The 19,461-nt window shown below is 59.2% G+C and carries 18 protein-coding genes; 10 read left to right on the top strand and 8 right to left on the bottom strand.

The genetic code is table 11. The features are described from left to right. Window positions 1-182 precede the first annotated feature (182 nt). The 9 genes from nrdR (at window position 183) to ACNA0I_RS18195 (ending at window position 11,111) form a co-directional block, all read left to right on the top strand. Window positions 183-662 (top strand): transcriptional regulator NrdR, encoded by a 480-nt coding sequence (gene nrdR / locus ACNA0I_RS18235; protein ID WP_094819793.1) that lies wholly within the window; start codon window positions 183-185, stop codon window positions 660-662. A gap of 196 nt (window positions 663-858) precedes the next feature. Next, window positions 859-2,031 carry a bifunctional diaminohydroxyphosphoribosylaminopyrimidine deaminase/5-amino-6-(5-phosphoribosylamino)uracil reductase RibD gene (ribD, locus tag ACNA0I_RS18230; protein ID WP_415807429.1) on the top strand — a complete coding sequence of 391 codons (1,173 nt, stop codon included), beginning with the start codon at window positions 859-861 and terminating at the stop codon, window positions 2,029-2,031. A gap of 66 nt (window positions 2,032-2,097) precedes the next feature. Next, a complete protein-coding gene (locus ACNA0I_RS18225) occupies window positions 2,098-2,718 on the top strand; it encodes a riboflavin synthase (protein WP_415807428.1) in 621 nt (206 codons plus the stop codon). A gap of 385 nt (window positions 2,719-3,103) precedes the next feature. After that, window positions 3,104-5,020: a PrkA family serine protein kinase gene (locus ACNA0I_RS18220; protein ID WP_415807476.1), complete on the top strand. Its 1,917-nt coding sequence runs from the start codon at window positions 3,104-3,106 to the stop codon at window positions 5,018-5,020. 12 nt (window positions 5,021-5,032) lie between these two features. Beyond that, window positions 5,033-6,298 (top strand): YeaH/YhbH family protein, encoded by a 1,266-nt coding sequence (locus ACNA0I_RS18215; protein WP_415807427.1) that lies wholly within the window; start codon window positions 5,033-5,035, stop codon window positions 6,296-6,298. Further along, window positions 6,295-7,860, top strand: a complete 1,566-nt coding sequence (locus ACNA0I_RS18210) for a SpoVR family protein (RefSeq protein WP_415807425.1) — start codon at window positions 6,295-6,297, stop codon at window positions 7,858-7,860. Before ACNA0I_RS18215 ends, ACNA0I_RS18210 begins: the two co-directional genes overlap by 4 nt. Window positions 7,861-8,112: 252 nt before the next feature. After that, window positions 8,113-9,075 carry an NUDIX hydrolase gene (locus ACNA0I_RS18205; protein WP_415807424.1) on the top strand — a complete coding sequence of 321 codons (963 nt, stop codon included), beginning with the start codon at window positions 8,113-8,115 and terminating at the stop codon, window positions 9,073-9,075. A gap of 126 nt (window positions 9,076-9,201) precedes the next feature. Continuing rightward, window positions 9,202-10,065 (top strand): carboxylating nicotinate-nucleotide diphosphorylase, encoded by an 864-nt coding sequence (gene nadC / locus ACNA0I_RS18200; protein ID WP_415807423.1) that lies wholly within the window; start codon window positions 9,202-9,204, stop codon window positions 10,063-10,065. Between the two features lie 101 nt (window positions 10,066-10,166). Continuing rightward, window positions 10,167-11,111: a tripartite tricarboxylate transporter substrate binding protein gene (locus ACNA0I_RS18195; protein ID WP_415807475.1), complete on the top strand. Its 945-nt coding sequence runs from the start codon at window positions 10,167-10,169 to the stop codon at window positions 11,109-11,111. A 26-nt stretch (window positions 11,112-11,137) separates the two neighbouring features. Here ACNA0I_RS18195 and ACNA0I_RS18190 read toward each other — a convergent pair whose 3' ends face one another. From ACNA0I_RS18190 to ACNA0I_RS18180, 3 genes are read right to left on the bottom strand one after another with little or no spacing between them, the layout of a single operon-like run. Continuing rightward, complete coding sequence (locus ACNA0I_RS18190; protein ID WP_415807422.1) at window positions 11,138-12,112, bottom strand: Bug family tripartite tricarboxylate transporter substrate binding protein; 975 nt, start codon at window positions 12,110-12,112, stop codon at window positions 11,138-11,140. Between the two features lie 45 nt (window positions 12,113-12,157). Further along, entirely contained in the window at window positions 12,158-13,453 is a 1,296-nt protein-coding gene (locus ACNA0I_RS18185) for a hydantoinase/carbamoylase family amidase (RefSeq protein WP_415807421.1), read from the bottom strand. Next, complete coding sequence (locus tag ACNA0I_RS18180; protein ID WP_415807420.1) at window positions 13,450-14,121, bottom strand: orotate phosphoribosyltransferase; 672 nt, start codon at window positions 14,119-14,121, stop codon at window positions 13,450-13,452. The genes ACNA0I_RS18185 and ACNA0I_RS18180 overlap by 4 nt, the downstream gene beginning before the upstream one ends. A 198-nt stretch (window positions 14,122-14,319) precedes the next feature. Here ACNA0I_RS18180 and ACNA0I_RS18175 point away from each other — a divergent pair, with 198 nt between their 5' ends. Continuing rightward, window positions 14,320-15,234, top strand: coding sequence for a LysR substrate-binding domain-containing protein (locus tag ACNA0I_RS18175; protein WP_415807419.1), 915 nt, complete (start codon window positions 14,320-14,322; stop codon window positions 15,232-15,234). A 14-nt stretch (window positions 15,235-15,248) separates the two neighbouring features. Here ACNA0I_RS18175 and ACNA0I_RS18170 read toward each other — a convergent pair whose 3' ends face one another. From ACNA0I_RS18170 to ACNA0I_RS18150, 5 genes are all read right to left on the bottom strand, one after another. After that, window positions 15,249-16,043: an IclR family transcriptional regulator gene (locus ACNA0I_RS18170; RefSeq protein WP_415807418.1), complete on the bottom strand. Its 795-nt coding sequence runs from the start codon at window positions 16,041-16,043 to the stop codon at window positions 15,249-15,251. Between the two features lie 80 nt (window positions 16,044-16,123). Beyond that, entirely contained in the window at window positions 16,124-16,822 is a 699-nt protein-coding gene (locus tag ACNA0I_RS18165; protein ID WP_415807417.1) for an ABC transporter ATP-binding protein, read from the bottom strand. Next, window positions 16,819-17,598 carry an ABC transporter ATP-binding protein gene (locus ACNA0I_RS18160; protein WP_415807416.1) on the bottom strand — a complete coding sequence of 260 codons (780 nt, stop codon included), beginning with the start codon at window positions 17,596-17,598 and terminating at the stop codon, window positions 16,819-16,821. The genes ACNA0I_RS18165 and ACNA0I_RS18160 overlap by 4 nt, the downstream gene beginning before the upstream one ends. After that, complete coding sequence (locus ACNA0I_RS18155; RefSeq protein ID WP_415807415.1) at window positions 17,588-18,562, bottom strand: branched-chain amino acid ABC transporter permease; 975 nt, start codon at window positions 18,560-18,562, stop codon at window positions 17,588-17,590. The genes ACNA0I_RS18160 and ACNA0I_RS18155 overlap by 11 nt, the downstream gene beginning before the upstream one ends. Further along, window positions 18,562-19,422: a branched-chain amino acid ABC transporter permease gene (locus tag ACNA0I_RS18150; RefSeq protein ID WP_415807414.1), complete on the bottom strand. Its 861-nt coding sequence runs from the start codon at window positions 19,420-19,422 to the stop codon at window positions 18,562-18,564. The genes ACNA0I_RS18155 and ACNA0I_RS18150 overlap by 1 nt, the downstream gene beginning before the upstream one ends. Window positions 19,423-19,461: the final 39 nt, after the last annotated feature.

The following is a 19,461-nucleotide window of genomic DNA, read 5'->3' as shown; positions in this document are numbered from 1 at the left end:
CGCCTGCTCAGGCGCCTGCGCATGATGGCCTGATCGGACCTGTCTACTCGCCAGTCCGCCCAGGCGGACGGCGGTAAATTCCCCCGGCTCAAGCCCTCGTCTGCCGTATATTTGCCACGCTGGCGCGTCATGCGCCCGCAACATTTACAATACGGCGACTGAAATGGACTGGGGGGCGCATCATGAAATGCCCGTTTTGCGGCAATGTCGATACCCAGGTAGTGGATAGCCGGGTATCCGAAGAAGGCGATACGATTCGCCGCCGTCGCCGCTGCCTGTCCTGTGACAAGCGTTTCACCACCTACGAGCGCATTGAGTTGGCCATGCCGTCCGTGGTCAAGCGCAATGGCAGCCGCAGCGAATACGATCCCGCCAAGCTGCGCGGCAGCCTGTCCCTGTCCCTGCGCAAGCGTCCCGTCAGCACGGACGAGGTGGACAGCGTTGTCGCTCGCATCGAAGAAACTCTCCTGGCCAGCGGACAACGCGAGGTGTCGACTGAGCGCATTGGCGAACTGGTCATGGTCGAGCTCAAAAAGCTCGATAAAGTCGCCTACGTCCGTTTCGCCTCGGTGTACAAGAACTTTGAGGACATCGGCGAGTTTGTCGAGGCGATTCGCGAGATGCAGGGCCCCATGCTGCCGGGCAAACTGCGCCGGAAATAGCGCTCGTTCGCGCTGCGTGACCGCGTCAAGGCGGATTTCCAGGCTCGACCCCGCTCGATGCCGTTCGAATTGCGGTCGTGTCGGGGGGACGGGAGTCTGAATGACGGCAGGGGGAAGGGCTGTCGATCTGTTCGCGCACATGACATCGTCGTGGGCTTTCGTGTGAATCGCAAACACGGCGCATACAATCGCACACGTGACTGATACGATCCCTTCCGACGATATCACCTGGATGCGCCAGGCCTTGGCGTTGGCGCGCAGCGTGATGACTTCCACCACTCCCAACCCCAGGGTGGGGTGCGTCATCGTGCGAGATGGCCGCATCGTGGGCCAAGGCGCGACGCAGCCGCCTGGCGGCCCTCATGCCGAGATCTGCGCGTTGCGCGACGCCGCCGCTCGCGGCGAATCGGTGCAAGGTGCCACGATGTACGTGACGCTCGAGCCTTGCAGCCATTTCGGGCGTACACCGCCGTGCGCCGACGCCGTTGCGGCCGCACAGCCCGCCCGTGTCGTGATCGCCATGGGAGACCCCAATCCTCAAGTCAATGGCCGAGGCCTTGCGCGGTTGCGGGCTGCGGGGATTGCTGTGACGACCGGGATCTGTGCCGACGAGGCGCTGGAAATCAACGCCGGATTCGTCGCCCGCATGAGTCGGGGCACGCCGTGGGCCTGGGTGAAAATGGCGGCGTCGCTCGATGGCCGCAGCGCGCTGCATAACGGCGCGTCGCAATGGATCACCGGCGAAGCCGCGCGTGCTGATGGCCACGCCTGGCGTGCGCGCAGTTGCGTGGTGCTGACCGGTATGGGCACCGTACTCAAAGATAATCCGCGTCTGAATGTACGCGCGGTGCCGACGACGCGAGCGCCGCGCCGGGCGGTCGTGGACGGGCGTTTTGAGGTCCCTGAGGACGCTCTGCTGTTCGACAGCGCAAGCGCCGATGGCGTAGAAACCCTGATTTTTACGGCAGATCCGCGGGCAGCGAATTCCGACAAAGCAGCCCGTCTGGCTGACCGGAATGTCCGTGTCATTGCCTTGCCCGAGGGCGATACCCATCGCGTCGATCTGCCCGCGATGATGCGCTGGCTGGGCAGCCACGATATCAACGAGGTCCATGTCGAAGCCGGCGCGGGCTTGGGGGGCGCGTTATTGTCGGCCGGTTGCGTGGACGAGTTGCTGGTGTATTTAGCGCCCGTCTTGCTCGGAGACGCTGCCGCCATGCTGCGTTTGCCGTTGATCGAGCACCTGGAACATGCCCGCCGGTTCGAGTTCACGGATACGCTTCGTCTCGGCGCAGATCTGCGGCTGCGTGCGCGAGATACTGCCCGCTGGCAGGCTCTACATCATGCGATCATGTGCCGTCAGGATTAGGGCGCTCGCGTGGCAAAGATAAAAAGGGCAATGCCCCACACACTTAACGGCTAAAGGAAATCCATTATGTTTACCGGTCTGGTCGCGGCAGTTGGCCGTATCACGCATCTGGAGCCACTGGCAGAGACTCAGCAGGGCGGCGTACGCCTGACGATAGACGCGGGCGAGCTCGATTTGAACGACGTGCGCCTTGGCGATTCCATCGCGGTGCAGGGCGCCTGCATGACGGTGATCGCACTGCAGGCGAATGGATTTCAGGTCGATGTGTCGCGCGAAAGCTTGAATCTGACGACGGGGCTGGATCGCGTGGGCGAGGTCAACCTCGAAAAATCACTGCGAGTCGGCGATCAGATTGGCGGGCATCTGGTGTCTGGCCATGTCGACGGCATGGGCGAGGTCCTGCGTTTCGAGGCCGTAGGGGAATCCCGCGAACTCGTGATTCGCGTGCCGGAACATCTGGCGCGGTTTCTGGCGTACAAAGGCTCCATCACCGTCAATGGCATCAGCCTGACGGTAAACCGTGTCACGGATGTTGTAGGCGGATGTGACATCAGCATCAACATCATTCCACACACCCAATCCGTCACTACCTTGCGCAACGTTGCCGCCGGTGATCGTGTCAATCTCGAAGTCGATACGATTGCGCGCTACGTCGAGCGCATGCTCAGTGTCAGTCCTTCGGTCTGATTTTCGTGAGAGCAGATCAGCACGGGGCGTGCCTGGGCACGCCCTTTTTGCGTTCTGGTGCGCACCATTCGTGCGCGTGATGCGCGCTGCTTGTGCAGTCGCGGCCTGAATTTGCGCCTCTGATATGCACTGAAACGTGCATTACCAGCTTTCACACGATTTTGATGATTCTTTGCTTGATTCGCGGAACTTGTTCCTGGATGCTATAGCCTAACGTAACACAGGCTCGTTAACCCAATCTATGGTGTGTGCCGAAAGCAACATATCAAGATGATGTGCATAATCCCATTACGAGAAAGTCTAGCGACATTCGAAAATGAGGAACACAATGGGACGACGGACTCGTTAACCGACCATGAGCTGTAGGAGGTTCTCCGTGCAAAACATCGTCGAAGGCTTCAAGTCGCTGTATGCGCAAGACCAAGAAACCGAGCTTTCCCTAGAGGAATATCTCGATCTGGTCAGAAGTGATCCCATGGCATATGCCAGTCCCGCAGAACGCATGTTGGCGGCGATAGGGGAGCCGGAACTCATCGATACGCGCAATGACCCGCGCTTGTCCCGGTTGTTTTCCAACCGAGTGGTGCGGCGCTATCCTGCCTTTAAAGAGTTTTTCGGGCTGGAAGACGTCATCGATCAAATCGTGGCTTTCTTCAAGCACGCGGCTCAAGGGCTCGAGGAACGCAAGCAGATCCTGTACTTGCTAGGGCCAGTCGGCGGCGGTAAATCCTCTATTGCAGAACGCTTGAAAGTGCTGATGGAGGCTTATCCCATCTATGCGCTGAAAGGCTCGCCCATCAACGAGTCGCCATTGGGCCTGTTTCATCCCGATCGATTCGGCGATACGCTTGAAAAGGAATACGGCATTCCCCGCCGCTATCTCAGCGGCATCATGTCGCCCTGGGCCGTCAAGCGATTGAAAGAATTCGACGGCGATATCTCGCAGTTTCGCGTGGTGCGCCTGAACCCGTCAGTATTGCGCCAAGTGGCGATTGCCAAGACCGAGCCCGGCGACGAAAACAACCAGGATATTTCCTCGCTGGTCGGCAAGGTCGATATCCGGAAGCTCGATCGCCACTCTCAGGACGATCCCGACGCCTACAGCTACTCGGGCGGGCTGTGCCTGGCCAACCAGGGGCTGCTGGAATTCGTCGAGATGTTCAAAGCGCCCATCAAGATGCTGCATCCCTTGCTGACGGCGACGCAAGAAGGCAATTTCAAGGGCACCGAAGGGTTCTCCGCGATTCCGTTCAATGGCCTGATCCTGGCGCACTCGAACGAGTCCGAATGGCAGACCTTCCGCAACAACAAGCACAACGAGGCCTTCCTTGACCGTATCTATATCGTCAAGGTGCCGTACTGCTTGCAAGTCACCGAAGAAATTGAGATCTACAACAAGCTCTTGCGCAATAGTTCGCTGTCCAAGGCGCCGTGCGCGCCGGGCACGCTGGACATGATGGCGCAGTTCTCGGTGTTGACGCGTCTGAAAGAACCGGAAAATTCCAGCATCTATTCCAAGCTGCGGGTCTACGACGGCGAGTCGCTGAAAGACGTCGATCCCAAAGCCAAGGCGTTGCAGGAATACAAAGAGTACGCCGGTACCGACGAAGGCATGACCGGGGTATCGACCCGTTTTGCCTACAAAATACTGTCCAGCGTCTTCAACCACGATCAGACCGAGGTCGCCGCGAACCCTGTGCACCTGATGTACGTGCTGGAGCAGCGCATCGGCCGCGAGGACTATCCCGAGGAGATCCGTCGCCGTTATCTGGATTTCATCAAAGGCTACCTCGCCCCGCGCTACGCGGAATTCATCGGCAAGGAAATCCAGACCGCTTATCTGGAGTCCTATTCCGAGTACGGGCAAAACATTTTCGACCGCTATGTGACTTTTGCTGATTGCTGGATCCAGGACGAGGAATTCCGCGACCCCGAGACGGGCGAGAGCTTTGACCGCAGTGCTTTGAACGACGAGCTGGAGAAAATCGAAAAGCCCGCGGGTATTGCCAACCCCAAGGACTTCCGCAACGAAATCGTGAACTTTGTATTGCGCGCCCGTGCCAATAACGCTGGCCGCAATCCGACCTGGACCAGCTACGAAAAATTGCGTGAAGTGATCGAGAAGAAGATGTTCTCGAATACCGAGGACCTGTTGCCGGTGATCTCTTTCAATGCGAAGGCTTCCGCGGAAGACAAATCCAAGCATCAGAGCTTTGTCGATCGTATGGTGGACAAGGGTTATACCGAGAAGCAGGTCCGCTTGCTGTGCGAGTGGTATTTGAGAGTGAGGAAGTCATCCTGAGCGAGGTGAATCATGAATTCACTGATCGACCGGCGTCTGAATGGCCGCAATAAAAGCGCGGTCAATCGGGAACGCTTTCTCAGGCGATACAAAGACCAGATCCGCAAGGCCGTGCAGGATATGGTGCGCGAGCGGTCCATCGAAGACATGGACCAGGGCGGGGAAATCAACCTGCCCGCTCGCGATATCTCCGAGCCGCATTTCAGGCACGGCCAAGGCGGCGACCGCGAGCTGGTGCATCCCGGCAACCGCGAGTTCGTCAAAGGCGACACGTTCCAGCGTCCTCAAGGGGGGCAGGGGCAGGGCGGGTCCGAGCCTGGTGAAGGCGAATCCGTAGACCAATTCACCTTCAGCCTGTCTCGCGCCGAATTCCTGAACCTGTTCTTCGAAGACCTGGAGCTGCCACATCTGATACGTACCCAACTGGGTGACGTAGAACAAAAGAAATGGCAGCGCGCGGGGTATACGACAACCGGTTCTCCGAGCCTCTTGAGCGTCAGCCGCACGCTCAAGGCCTCGTTATCGCGCCGCGTCGCGTTGACGGTCGCTGCGCGTGCCGCGCTGGAGGCGGCTCAGGCCAAACTGGACGCTGCAATTGCGAGAGGGGCTCCGCAAGCCGAAATAGACGTCTTGCGCCAAGAGGTCGAAGACTGCCAGCAACGCCTGGACAATGTCCCTTTTCTCGACGATCTGGACCTGCGCTACCGCAACCGTATTTCGGTCTCCATGCCGATGGCGCGCGCGGTGATGTTCTGCCTGATGGACGTCTCCGGCTCGATGGACGAAGGCAAGAAAGATCTCGCCAAACGCTTCTTTACGCTGTTGTACTTGTTTCTGTCGCGTAAATACGAACATGTGGATGTGGTGTTCATCCGTCACACCGACAATGCCGAGGAGGTCGACGAGCAGACCTTTTTCTACGATCCCAAGAGCGGCGGCACCATCGTTTTGTCGGCCTTGGAGTTGATGAACGAGATCGTGCAGAAACGCTACCCGCCCAGCGCCTGGAACGTCTATGCGGCGCAGGCCAGCGATGGCGATTCATTCGGCGCCGACGCCGGTAAAAGCGCGCGCTATTTGGCCGAAAATCTGTTGCCCGCCACGCGTTATTTCGCGTACATCGAGGTCCCGGATTCACCAGAGGCCCGCAAAAGCAGCCTGTGGGCCGAATACGAACAAAAAACGGCGCCGCATTTTGTGATGCGCCGGATCTGCGAACGCGGAGAGATTTATCCCGTGTTCCACGATCTGTTCAAGAAGGAGCCCGTATCATCATGAACGCACTGACTGGCTCTCGTGCCGAGCTGGAGGCCCTGCAAGGGGCTCGGCCCATCTCCGAAGACTCCGAGTGGACCTTCGAACTCATCCAGCGTTATGACCAAGCCATCGCGGAGGTAGCTCAGGAATTCGGCTTGGACACCTATCCGAACCAGATCGAGGTGATTACTTCCGAGCAGATGCTGGACGCCTATGCGTCAGCGGGCCTGCCTATCGGCTATCCGCACTGGTCCTATGGCAAGGAATTCATCCGCAACGAGCAGTTCTACCGGCGCGGGATGCAAGGGCTGGCGTACGAGATCGTCATTAACTCCAATCCCTGCATTGCCTACCTGATGGAAGAAAACACCATGGCCATGCAGGCTCTGGTGATCGCTCATGCCTGCTACGGCCACAACTCGTTTTTCAAGGGCAACTATCTGTTCCGTCAGTGGACGGACGCCGACAGCATTCTGGATTACCTGGTCTTTGCGCGTAAATACGTCATGGACTGCGAAAGCCGCTACGGGATCGATGCCGTGGAGTCCTTGCTGGACTCTTGCCATGCCCTGACGCCTCATGGTGTAGACCGCTACAAGCGTCCCACCCCTGTATCGTACAAAGAAGAAGCCCAACGCCAGGCCGAGCGTGCGGAACACGCCCGGCTGCAGTACAACGATCTGTGGCGCACCTTGCCGCGTGTCGAAGCCGACGCGGCTGCAGAAAAGCAGCGCGTCGTCTTTCCTCCGGAGCCCGAGGAAAACCTGCTGTATTTCATCGAAAAGCACTCGCCGAAACTGGAGCCTTGGCAGAAAGAGCTGGTGCGCATCGTGCGCAAGATCGCGCAGTATTTCTATCCGCAAGGGCAGACCAAAGTCATGAACGAGGGCTGGGCCACGTTCTGGCATTACACCATCCTGAACCGCCTGCACGAAAAAGGCTTGGTGACTGATGGCTTCATGATGGAGTTCCTGCAGAGCCATACCAACGTCGTCAGCCAACGCGGTTTCGACGAGCGCGGCTACGGCGGGATCAATCCCTATGCGCTGGGTTTTGCCATGATGCAGGACATCCGCCGCATTTGCGAATCGCCTACGGAAGAAGACCGTAAATGGTTCCCTGATATCGCAGGCAGCGATTGGATCAAGACGCTGGATTTTGCGATGCGCAACTTCAAGGACGAGTCGTTCATCTCGCAATATCTGTCGCCGCGTCTGATACGCGAGTTTCGCTTTTTCGCGATCGCCGACCACGAGGCCAAGCCGGTGCTCGAGGTCGCCGCGATTCACGACGACGAGGGCTATCGCCACATTCGTAAACTGCTGGCCGAGCAGCACAACCGGGACAATCAAGTGCCGGATATCCAGATCGTGCGCTATCGCCGCGAATCGGATCGGTCACTGGTGCTGCGGCACTTGCGTACGCGCGGCAGGCCGTTGGCGGCGGAAGACGCCGATCAGGTCATGAAACACCTGGGGCGCTTATGGGGCTTCAAAGTCCGGCTGGAAGAAACCGAGGCCGACGGGACGGTGAGCTCATACCGCGAGGTCAACCCGACCGCACCGTATCGCGAAGGCATCTAGCTGAGCGCGCCCTGCGTCGCTGTTTCTCGCACTACGGCGAGTTTGCGGTGGTAGCGGCGGCGCATTTCATACACGCTACTCCCATAGGCAAATGGCGGTTTGCTGGCGTCTGAGGCGCCATGGTCTCAATCGTCATCTGCCGCACATAGTGACCCCCTATAATTCACAGCAACCTGCAGGCTGAAGCGTAAGCCAGGCTGCAGGATTACTTTTTTTGCCCGTCATGGTTTGCTTTGCATTCTGGAGCCGCTATTGCCCGATTCCGCCGAAAATTTCGTGTCTGCCGAACTGGTCGCCGTCCTGGTGGCAGTGACCAAGGGAGAACCGCGTGTGCTGGTTCGCACCCAGGACGCTGCCAACGGGGCACGCACGAAATACGACGGCTTGCCTTCGGGGGCGTTTCAGCCCGGGCATCGATCCTTGCAGGCAGGGATGCGGGCGTGGGTAGAAACCCAAACCCATCATCCGCTAGGCTATGTCGAGCAGTTGTACACCTTTGCCGATCACGATCGGTTTGACGAATCGGGCCCTCGCGCGATTTCGATCAGCTATCTCTGTCTGACCCGGGAAAGCGATGCAACCGGCGGCACAGAGGCGGTGTGGCAGGATTGGTACCGCTATTTCCCTTGGGAAGACCGCCGCGGTGCTGAGCCCGCCGTGTTGACCGAGTCGATCGTGCCGCGACTACGTCAGTGGGTCGCCGATACGCGCGATGCCGGCTTGCGGGCTTTGCGTGCGCAACGCTTAGCCGTGGTTTTTGGTCTGGACGATGCGCCGTGGAACGAAGACATGGTGCTGCAGCGTTACGAGCTCATGTACGAAGCTGGCCTCGTCCCTGAAGCGACGCGGCATAACCCCTCGGCCGAGCGGGATGCTGTACCGGGAGACCCGATGCGCACCGATCATCGCCGCATTCTGGCCACGGGGATCGCGCGCTTGCGTGCCAAGATCAAATATCGACCGGTGGTTTTCGAACTGCTGCCAACTGAGTTCACCCTGCTGCAATTGCAGCAGACCGTCGAGGCCCTGGCCGGACGCGATTTGCACAAACAGAATTTCCGCCGCCTGATCGAGCAGCAGAATCTGGTCGAGGAAACCGGCGGCATGTCGGTCGCAGGTGCGGGCCGGCCGGCCAAGCTGTTCCGATTCCGCCGCGATTTATTGGCCGAACGCGCCATCGCGGGTAGTAAATTGCCGTTATCCCGCCAAGCCTGATCGCGTCATCTGCGCCACGCTTTCCCGCGCTGCACAACAAAAAGTGCTTGACAGTCATTTATGCTCAAAACTAGCATAAATGCGTGATGCCCATAGGGCGCTTTTTTTGCTTCTTAAATACTCAAAATGAGCATATCCAATACTCTTGCTGTCCCGCCGTTGCCAGCCGTATTGCTGGAGCCTTTGGTGCGTAACGCGCTCGTCGAAGATCTCGGGCGTGCCGGCGACATTACTACCGATGCGATCGTGCCCGCGGATGCTGTCGCCGAAACCCGTCTGGTCGCTCGGCAAGACGGCGTGCTCGCTGGACTGGATTTGGCGCGCATCGCGTTTGGGCTGGTCGATCCTCGTATTGAATTTCAGCCTCGCCTGGCCGATGGTGCGACGCTGACGCCCGGAGCAGAAATCGCGCTCATCCGCGGACCGGCGCGCGGCATGCTGACTGGTGAACGGGTGGCGTTGAATTTCCTGTGCCATCTGAGCGGCGTGGCATCGGCCACTGCGTCGATCGTGCATTCCATCCGCGAATATCGCGCGCGCGTGACGTGCACGCGCAAGACCATGCCGGGGCTGCGCGCCGTACAGAAATACGCTGTCCGTGTCGGCGGCGGCAGCAATCACCGGTTCGGTCTGGACGATGCCGTATTGATCAAGGACAACCACATCGCCATTGCCGGTGGCGTACGCCAGGCCGTCGAGCGCGCGCGTGCGGCGATCGGGCATCTGGTCAAGATCGAATTGGAGGTCGATACGCTGGAGCAACTGCGCACTGCGCTCGATCTGGGCGTGGAAGTCGTGTTGCTCGACAACATGGGGCCGGACATGTTGCGCGAAGCCGTGCGTATGGTGGATGGCCGTGCGATCACCGAGGCCTCCGGGCGCATTACGCCCGAGACGGCTCCTGCACTGGCTGCGACGGGTGTGGATCTGATGGCCATCGGTTGGTTGACCCACAGCGCGCGGGTATTGGATATCGGACTGGATAGCTAGAGGCACCGGAGCATTCGATGAAAACGCGTTTCAACCTTTCCCGGCGCGCCGCGATGTTGATGATGTCGGCGCTGGTTGGATTGGGGGCGGCGTTGGGGGGAATGGGCCTGTTGTCCGCAGCAGGATCCGAGACTCGCACCGCTGCACAGAGTTTTCCCAATCGGCCCATCACGATCATTGTGACGTTTCCTCCTGGAGGGGGAACCGACTTGTTGGCCCGTAAGCTCGGCGCCTTGATGCAGCAACGCCTGGGACAGGCCGTGGTGGTCGAGAACCGGCCGGGGGCGAGCGGCAATATCGGCGCGCGCGCCGTGGCTGAGGCTGCGCCAGATGGCTACACCCTGTTGATGGTCAATAGTTCGTTTGCCATCAACCCAGGTGTATACGGGAATCTGGGCTTTGATCCCAAACGCGATTTCCAGGCCGTGATCAATGTGGCGTTTGTGCCCTCGGTATTGATCGTGCCGCAGGATTCCCCCTATCGCACGCTCACCGATTGGATGGATGCCGGCCGCAAGCCCGGTGCGATACTGCCATTTGCCTCCTGCGGCAATGGCACCCCACAACATCTCGCCGGAGAAATGTTGACGGCCAGCGCGCATTTGCCCGTGCAGCATGTGCCGTATCGTGGCTGCGGTCCTGCACTGACGGACGTGTTGACAGGCCAGGTCCCCATGGGCATCGTGACAGCGTCCAGCGCATCGCCATTTCTGCATGCCGGCAAATTACGGGCGCTGGCAGTGACCTCGCCGCAGCGCTCGACGCTGATGGCGGACGTGCCAACAGTGGCAGAGCAGGGCATGCCCGGTTACGAGTTGGATCAATGGCATGGGCTGTTGGCCCCGGCGCAAACGCCTAAAGACATTCTCGCGAAATTGAATCGCACCGTCGCGCAGATCATGAAGCAGCCTGACGTCCGGCGCGATTTGCTGCAGTTGGGATTCAACCCGACGACCAGCACCTCGGTCGAGTTTCAGTCGCTGATTGGCCAGGATATTGACCGGTTTGCGTCGCTGACGCAGCGCATTGGCCTGCGGGCGGATTAACTGCTGATCCGCCCGCTATGCGGGTGTTACTCCAGCACGACTTTGGCGTCAGTGGCGATCTTGCCGAATTTGACGGTCTCGTCAGCGATGTAGGCTTTAAAGGCCGCAGCGTCTTTGTACGACACGGTGATGCCGGCAGCCTCCAGCTTGTCAGAGACTTCAGGCGTGCTTAGCGCCTTGTTGAGCGCGTTGCTCAATGTGGCGACGACGGCAGGATCAGTTTTGGCAGGTGCCCACAGGCCAAACCACAAGACGACATCCACGCCTGCCAGTTCGGGCGTTTCGGCCAGAGCGGGTACGTCCGGGGCGGCTTTCGTGCGGGTGGCCGAAGTCACTCCGATGCCTTTCAGTGCGCCTGAGCGGATATGGGGCAGGGCGGTCGAAAACACGAGCACGCCGCCTTCGATCTGGCCACCTACGATGTCCGCCAGGGCCGGGGCGCCGCCCTTGTAGGGCACGTGGAGCATATTGCCCCCGCTTTCTTTGGCGATCAGTTCGCCTGCCAGGTGCAAAGGGGTGCCGATGCCGGAGGTGCCGTAACGGAATTCTTCGGTTTTGGTGCGCGCGAGAAATTCTGCCACCGTCTTGACGTCGAGGTTGGGGGCAGCGACCAAGGCCAGGGGCTGCGCGCCGATCTGTCCGATAGGCGCCAAGTCGCGCTGGCCATCGTATTTCACATGCGGATTGATCTGGCTGGCAATCGAGATCTCGCTCGGCGAGCCGAGCAGAATCGTGTAGCCGTCAGGCTCGGCGTTGACCACGCGGTTTGCACCGATGACGCCGCTGGCGCCCGGCGCATTCACGATGACGACGCTTTGGCCCAACTGATCGCCCATGCCGGCGCCGACGACGCGGGCGATCAGATCATTGCTGCCGCCAGAGGCATATGGCACCACAATGGTCACAGGTTTATCTGGAAATGTGCTGGCTAGCGATGGCGCCGACAGCACGGCAGTGCAGGCCGCAAAAACCCCGGCCAGACATTTTTTTAGTGTTGACATGATATTTCCCCGGTTGATATGGGCCGATAGGTTGACCCATTTGTTTCAATTTGTGACTGATGTCGGTTGGCGAGGTGGAATTGTGCCGTTCAGGGCGCGATGAAGCAAATCGGTTCCCAACAGAAAGTCTTCGATGTCCATGGCTTCGTGCGGATTGTGCGATCCGTTTGCGTTGCGTATGAACACCATGGCCGACGGAATGCCGGCATTGGCAAATACCGATGCATCGTGGCCGGCTCCGCTGGGAATACGTTCCAGCGCCATGCCCGTTTGTGCTGCCGCTGATTCCAGTTTTGCTATCCAGGCCGGATCCATCGTTGCCGGTTCTGTGAACAGTCGCTCGTCGAACTCAAAACGCACGCCTCGACTGGCCTCGATGGCGCGGCATTCGTCGCGCATCAGGGTATAGAAGCGTTCCAGTGTCTGCGTGTCCTGGCTGCGCACCTCAAAGCTCAGTTGGACTTCGCCTGGAATGACGGACACAGCATGCGACTGCTGGGGCGTCGAACAAATGCCGCTTGTCATGACCAGATCCATACCCATCTGCAGCAGGACCCGCCAATGTTCATCCATACGTGACAGCAGTTCCGCTACCGCCAGCAGCGCGTCTTTGCGCAGCCAGCGAGGCACCGCGCCCGAATGGCCGGTTTCACCGATGCAGCGCACGTGATTGTGTCGGATGTTGCCTCGAATGCCAGTGACCGCAGCAACCGGCCACTGACGAGCCACCATGACCGGGCCCTGCTCAATGTGCAGTTCCAGATAGGCACCCATCCGGGCAGGATCGATCATCGGTTCTGCACGGCGGACTGCTTCGATATCGACGCCACAGCGGGCCATCGCGTCGCCCAGTGTGCCTTGCCCGCCGCGGTGAGGCATGTTCAACGCCGATGCGGGCAAGCGTCCCAGCAGTGCGAGGGATCCCATATAGGCCTTGCCATACCAGGCGCTTTCCTCGCCACGCAGCGCCAGAACGCGTACCGGCGGCGCATCCTCGTGATGTCCGCGCAGGCTGGACAGCACCAGCATGCCGCAGACCACACCTGCCAAACCGTCAAAGTTGCCGCCTTGCGGGACGGAATCCACGTGCGATCCGATCGTGACAAAAGGATCGGGGCGCTGGTCCTGCGGCAGCCACATCCACAAATTCTGAGCACCATCACGTTCATACGCCAGGCCCAGGCGTTCTGCATGGCTCTCCAGAATCCGCAAGGCGGCTTCTTCGCCTGCGCCATAGCTTTCACGCGTAACGCCCAGGCCGTCACGCGTGGCCTCGCGGATTTCGGCGAGAATCGTTTGCGCCAGATCGCGCAAGAGCGAGGATGTCCGACTGATCGTCATGCGCCGGTTCCTCCGTGGCCGATGGACCATGCCACCGGGTCTGCGGCGAAATCGGCGAGCATGGCCGTCTGTGCGTCATTGAGTTGTCCGCTGGCCAGCAGTGCCTGATGCAGATGCGGCCACGATGCCAGGGCATGCAACTGCAGCGAATGGTCTGCAAGTGTCTGGTTTTCTTGCGCGTAGAGCGCATAGTCCAGCAAGACCATGACGTGTTCCACGGTGGGACCCGACTGGCGCAGCGCAGCGACCGCACCGGCCTTGGAGCGGCCATCGGTTGTGATGTCATCGACCAGCAGTACGCGGGCATCGAGTGGCAGCCGGCCTTCGAGTTGAGCGGTGATGCCCCAGCCTACCGGCCGTTTACGCAAATACAGCATGGGCAGTTGCAGCCGTTCGGCCAGCCAGGCCGCGATGGCAATGCCCGAGCTCTCTGTGCCCACGATGGCATTGATCTGGCCCGCTGCAATGACCGGGGCGACCGCACGTGCGGCGATGTCCATGATCTCGGTGCGCCATTGCACATCCGACATCAAGACATGGGCATCCACGTAGACCGGGCTGGCCCAGCCCGAGGTGTAGAAAAATGGTTGGTCTGATGCGATGCGCACGGCGCCCAGCGCAACGAGCGCCTGAGCGACACGCGGGGCGTCGGAAACGGAAAGAAGCATAGGATGTCCGTTGGCAAAAGCTCGATGCTATGAAAATCCCCCCATCCCTGAGAAGCCGTGAAATTTCATTGAGCCGTTCCTAAAAGAGATGGCTCGCCCCTGGTATTGCGTTACGATGCTCTTGGTTCAGGATGAAATTTCCTTACCCGTTCCGTTTCGTGTTATCCGGCCACCACGCTATCGCGTGCCGATTCCCTTATGTCCACGTTCGCCTCTTCCCGCAGCTTTTTACGTCACGTCGATCTGTCGACGCTGGATCTGTTCATCTTGACGTGTCAGTCCGGCAGTATTGCCAGGGCTGCGGCACAGGGGCAGTTGGTCGCCTCTGCGGTGAGCAAGCGCATTGCGGAACTGGAGTCCCTGGCTCAGACGCCGCTGTTGCAACGCCATGCTCGAGGCGTACGTCCCACCGCAGCAGGCGAGTTGCTATTGCGGCATGCGCACGCGATCTTGCAGGAGGTCGAAGACCTGCGCGCCGATCTGAGCGAGTATGCCCGCGGCGTGCGAGGCGTGGTGCGTTTGAGCGCGAATGCTTCGGCTGTCGAGCAGTTCCTGCCCGAAGACATTGCCGCTTTCATGAAAGAGCATCCCGACATACGCATCGACTTGCGCCAGGCGACCAGTCGCCGGGTCGCTCAGGCCGTGAGGGACGGAGAAGCCGATCTGGGTATCTGCAGTCCCAGCGATGAGGCGGGGGGATTGGAATCGCTGTCGTATCGGCGGGAACGCATGGTATTGGTCATGCCGCGCAGCCATCCATTGGCCGAGCACCAGCAACTGGCTTATGAACAGGCTCTGGATCACGCGCAGATAGGCTTGCGCGACAGCAGCATCATTCAGGAGACGTTGAGCCGTGCCGCGCAAAGCGGGCGGCGCATGCTGCGGCAGCGTATCGAGGTCGACAGCCTGAGCGCCATGTGCCGCATGATCGAATGCGATCTAGGCGTGGGCGTCATGCCTGAGGGTGCATATCAGTCTGTCGGCAGGCCGCGGCAACTGCACGCCGTGCCGTTGACGGATACATGGGCGGAACGTACGCTGAATCTGTATGCGGTCAGTTTCGCGGAGGTGTCGGTGGCCGCCAGGCGTTTCGTGGCGAGCATCAGTCAGTGAGAGCGACCGATCGCTTAACCGAAGGCACGCACCGCATTGCTGACCGAACGGGCACACTCCATGATCTTGGAGGCGATCTGCTGCCGTACGGTCTCCAGCGTCCAACGGCTGGGCGGCGTGATTACATTGAGCGCAGCGATGGGCTGCCCTTGTCCTCCCATGATCGGTACGGCAATAGCCATATCACCTGCATACAGCTCTTCGGTATTTAATGAATAGCCTAATCGCCGGCCCTCATGCAACAAAGCTTTTAACGTTGGCTTGTCCGTCACGGTGTTCGGCGTATAGGCCTGCATGGGGATAGTGTCCAGCAGCGCATCGCATTCAGGCTCGGGCAATGCCCATAAATAGGCCCGTCCCGACGCCGTGCAGAACATGGGGATGCGGCAGCCAATGGGCATGTGCATAGGAATGAATCGATGACTGGCAAAACGCGCCACATACACCATGTCATGCCCGCTGGGTTCCATCAGATTGACGGTCTCGCCCGTCGAATTCGAGAGCTCTGCCAAAAACGGATTGGCGACATCGACCAGCGTATCGGCTGCGAGATAGTTGTAGCCGATGTCCATGACTCTGGTCGTCAGCTGAAACCGCCGCGTTTGCGGATGTTTCATCACATATCCCAGGCTCTCCAGCGTGTAGACGATGCGTTGTACCGAGCTTTTACTGAGCTCGGTTATCTCAGCAATTTCCCCCAGCGTCATGGTGCGGCGTTGGGCAGTGAAGCTGCGCAGTACTTCGATACCCTTTTCCAGGACCTGTACAAATAGCGGATTATCGCGAGGGGGGCTCTGATCACGCTTCATCGATGCTCCAGGGCCGGCGCGACCCGCTCTTGTTGTGCTTGCATGGTGTGTCCGCATGCCAGTAGGCGTTTTGTTCAATCCTAAACCGCTAAATAACGTTGTTTTATATCGTCGGCAGTCCGGAATTCATCCGCGCTGCCATGATAAACGATATGACCTTCTTCCAGAATGTAGTGGCGCGATGCCAGTTTTTCGCAGACTGCCAGATTTTGCTCGACCAGTAAAATTGTCATGCCACGTGCAGCGATCTGCACCAGCGTTTCGGTGATCTGCTCCACAATCACGGGCGCCAGGCCCTCGGTGGGCTCATCCAATAGCAGCAAGTGCGGGCCGCCCAATAGCGCGCGAGCGATCGCCAGCATTTGCTGTTCCCCGCCCGAGAGCTTTCCTCCGCCATTTTTCCGGCGCTCTTGCAGTCGAGGAAACAGTCTGTAGACATCGTCCAGACCCCAGGCAGATCCTTTACGCAGCGCGACACGCAGGTTTTCTTCGACGGTCAATAGCGAAAAAATTTTCCGGTCTTCGACGACCAGCGCAACTCCTTCACGGGCGATCCGGTGGGTCGTTTCATCACTGATGTCCCGGTCGCGTAAAGATACTTTTCCGCCTTGGCATTTCACCATGCCCATTACGGTTTTCAGGGTCGTCGATTTGCCTGCGCCATTACGTCCTAGCAACGTGACAATCTCGCCCTCGTTGACGTGCAGGTTGATGTCTCGAATTGCATGGCTGGATCCATAGTAGCCATTCACGTTGTGTAGCCGTAACAAGGTGCTCATGATAAGGCTCCCGACCCCAGATACGCGCGGCGGACGTCGGCATGGCCTTGAATATGATCCGGAGTGCCCTCCGTCAGCACCTTGCCTTGCGCCATGACGGTGATCCGATCGCTGATCGTCAACACAATGCTCATGTTGTGCTCGATCAACAATACCGTGTGATCGCGCGCCACCTCTTGGATCAAGTCACGCATCACCGGCAAATCATTGACGCCCATTCCCGATGTCGGTTCGTCGAGCAACAGCAGTTTTGGCCGTGCAGCCAGACACATGCCGACCTCCAGCATGCGCTGCTGACCATGTGCCAGGGTGCCTGCGCAGACGTCGGCATAGCGCTGCATGTTCAAGCGCTCAATGAGAGTCTGCGCCCTCTGCGAGGCCTGCTCTACGCGTTCGACGCGCTTCCAGAAGCAGGCAGCATCGCGCCGCATGACGGCTTGCGCCGCGAGCCGCAGGTTTTCGCGCACTGACAGCTGTCCGAACAAGGAGGTGATCTGAAACGAGCGGGCCATGCCGAGATGCACCCGTTGGGTGTCCGAGAGTCCAGTGACGTCGTGCCCTGAAAAGCGGATACTGCCTCTGCTGGGCAGCAATGCGCCACCCAGCAAATTGAACAGCGTGGATTTTCCTGCGCCATTTGGGCCGATCACAGAATGAATATGGCCCCGCTGGATACGCAGGTCCACGCCGGAAACGGCATGAAAATCGCCGAATTGCTTGCCCAGTCCCTGGGTCTCGATCATGGCGGATTCGAGGACCGCATCGTCATTGCGCATGTTCAGTCCTCCTTGATACCCGCCACGATTTCAATGCCTGTTGTACGCCACCCCAGAGCCCTCCCGGTGTGGACATGCTGATGAATACGAGCAGAAAGCCTATCAGCATGGGCCAGCGTGGCCAGATGGTAGACAGCCATGATGACAGGACGACATAAAAGAGGGCGCCGACCAATGACCCCGCCAGGGATCCTCCGCCGCCTATCAAGGTCATGATCAGAATGGTTTGACTCATCGTGACATCGATGGTCGTCAGGGTGGCAATGCCTAGAAACGGCGCATACAGCGCACCCGCGAGCCCGGTCAGCAGGCCAGAGAATGCAAATGCTGCGAGTTTGAATCCCCGCACGTTATAGCCCACTGCCGCGGCACGGATCTCGTTTTCCCGGATGGCGACCAGGGTGGAGCCGAAGGGCGATCCGATGATGCGTTGCAGCGCAAAAAACGCCAATAAAAACAATACGGCGCTAAATACGTAAAACGACGAGGATTGACTGAGCGATATATCCACCACGCCGAATAACGACAAAGGCGGGCGAGGAATATCCGTCATGCCGTTGTCACCACCGGTGATGTCTCGAAATGAATAGGCGAGAAAATAGAATAGTTGAGCGAAGGCCAACGTGAGCATGACGAAATAGACACCCCGTTGCCGGATCGAGAAAAATCCCACCAGCACCGCCGCTGCCGTGCCGACGAGGGCCCCAATCAGTAGCATGGAAAACAGGCCCGCGCCCCAATGAGTGCCTGCATAACCCGCTGCATAAGCGCCCATGCCAAAGAAGATACCCTGGCCAAACGACAACAGCCCTGTATAACCCAATAGCAGATTGCAGCCCAGCACTGCTATGGCAAAAATCAGCACCTCATTGGCCTGTGAGTAGCTGGGTAGTATGAAGGGCAGCAGCAACAACAGCAGTGGCGCTGCGGTCCGGTTGGCAATACGCATGAGTCTGCTTTCCATCAGCCTCTCCCAAATAGTCCGTATGGGCGCATCAGCAGCACCATGGCCATACATACATAGATGACGGGACGTGCCATCTCGGGCCAGATGCTGCTGAGCAGGCTTTGCAGCACACCCACCAACAGTCCTCCGACCAAGGCCCCGGAAAAGCTGCCCATGCCTCCGATCACGACCACAACGAACGCGATGCTGAGCCCGTCAAGCCCCATGAACGGCTCCACCCCTCTAATGGGGGCGGCCAATACTCCCGCCAAGGCGGCCAATGCCACGCCCAGGCCGAAGACGAGCATGAAAATCTTGGGAATGTCGTGTCCCAGCAGCGAAGTCATATCGCCGTGTTCGCTGCCGGCGCGCACGATAGCTCCTAGACGGGTGCCTTCGAGCAACCACCAGAGAATCAGCGCGAGTACTGCGGTGAATGCGATGACGAACAAGCGATAGGTGGGATAGATGAATGATCCGAATTCGACGATTCCACTCAATGCCTGGGGCGTGGGCATGTGCAGCGCATCGGTTCCCCAGAGGACAATGGCCAGTTCCTGCAGGATCATCGACAAGCCGAACGTCAGCAGTATCTGTGCCATATGCGACAGCCGGTAGGCGTGCCGCAACAGCACGCGTTCCAGCGCGATCGCGAATACGAACACCACGATGGGTACCAAGATCAGGCTGACCCAGAAGTCCAGCCCCAGTGATACCACGATGGCATAGGCTAGATAAGCACCGATCATGAAGAACGCGCCATGTGCGAAATTCACGAACCGCAATAACCCGAAGATGATCGACAAGCCGACCGCCATCAGGAAATAAAGCATGCCTACGCCTATGCCATTGAAGATCTGCAGTAGGTAAAGCGTCATGAGGTCCCTTTCCCGAGAAGGAGTAATGAACGCCGCACC

Source organism: Bordetella muralis (assembly GCF_965139205.1).
GTDB classification, from domain to species: Bacteria; Pseudomonadota; Gammaproteobacteria; order Burkholderiales; family Burkholderiaceae_B; genus Bordetella_A; species Bordetella_A muralis.
The sequence above is the reverse complement of the archived record's forward strand: the minus strand, read 5'-3'. Positions and strand labels throughout refer to the sequence as shown.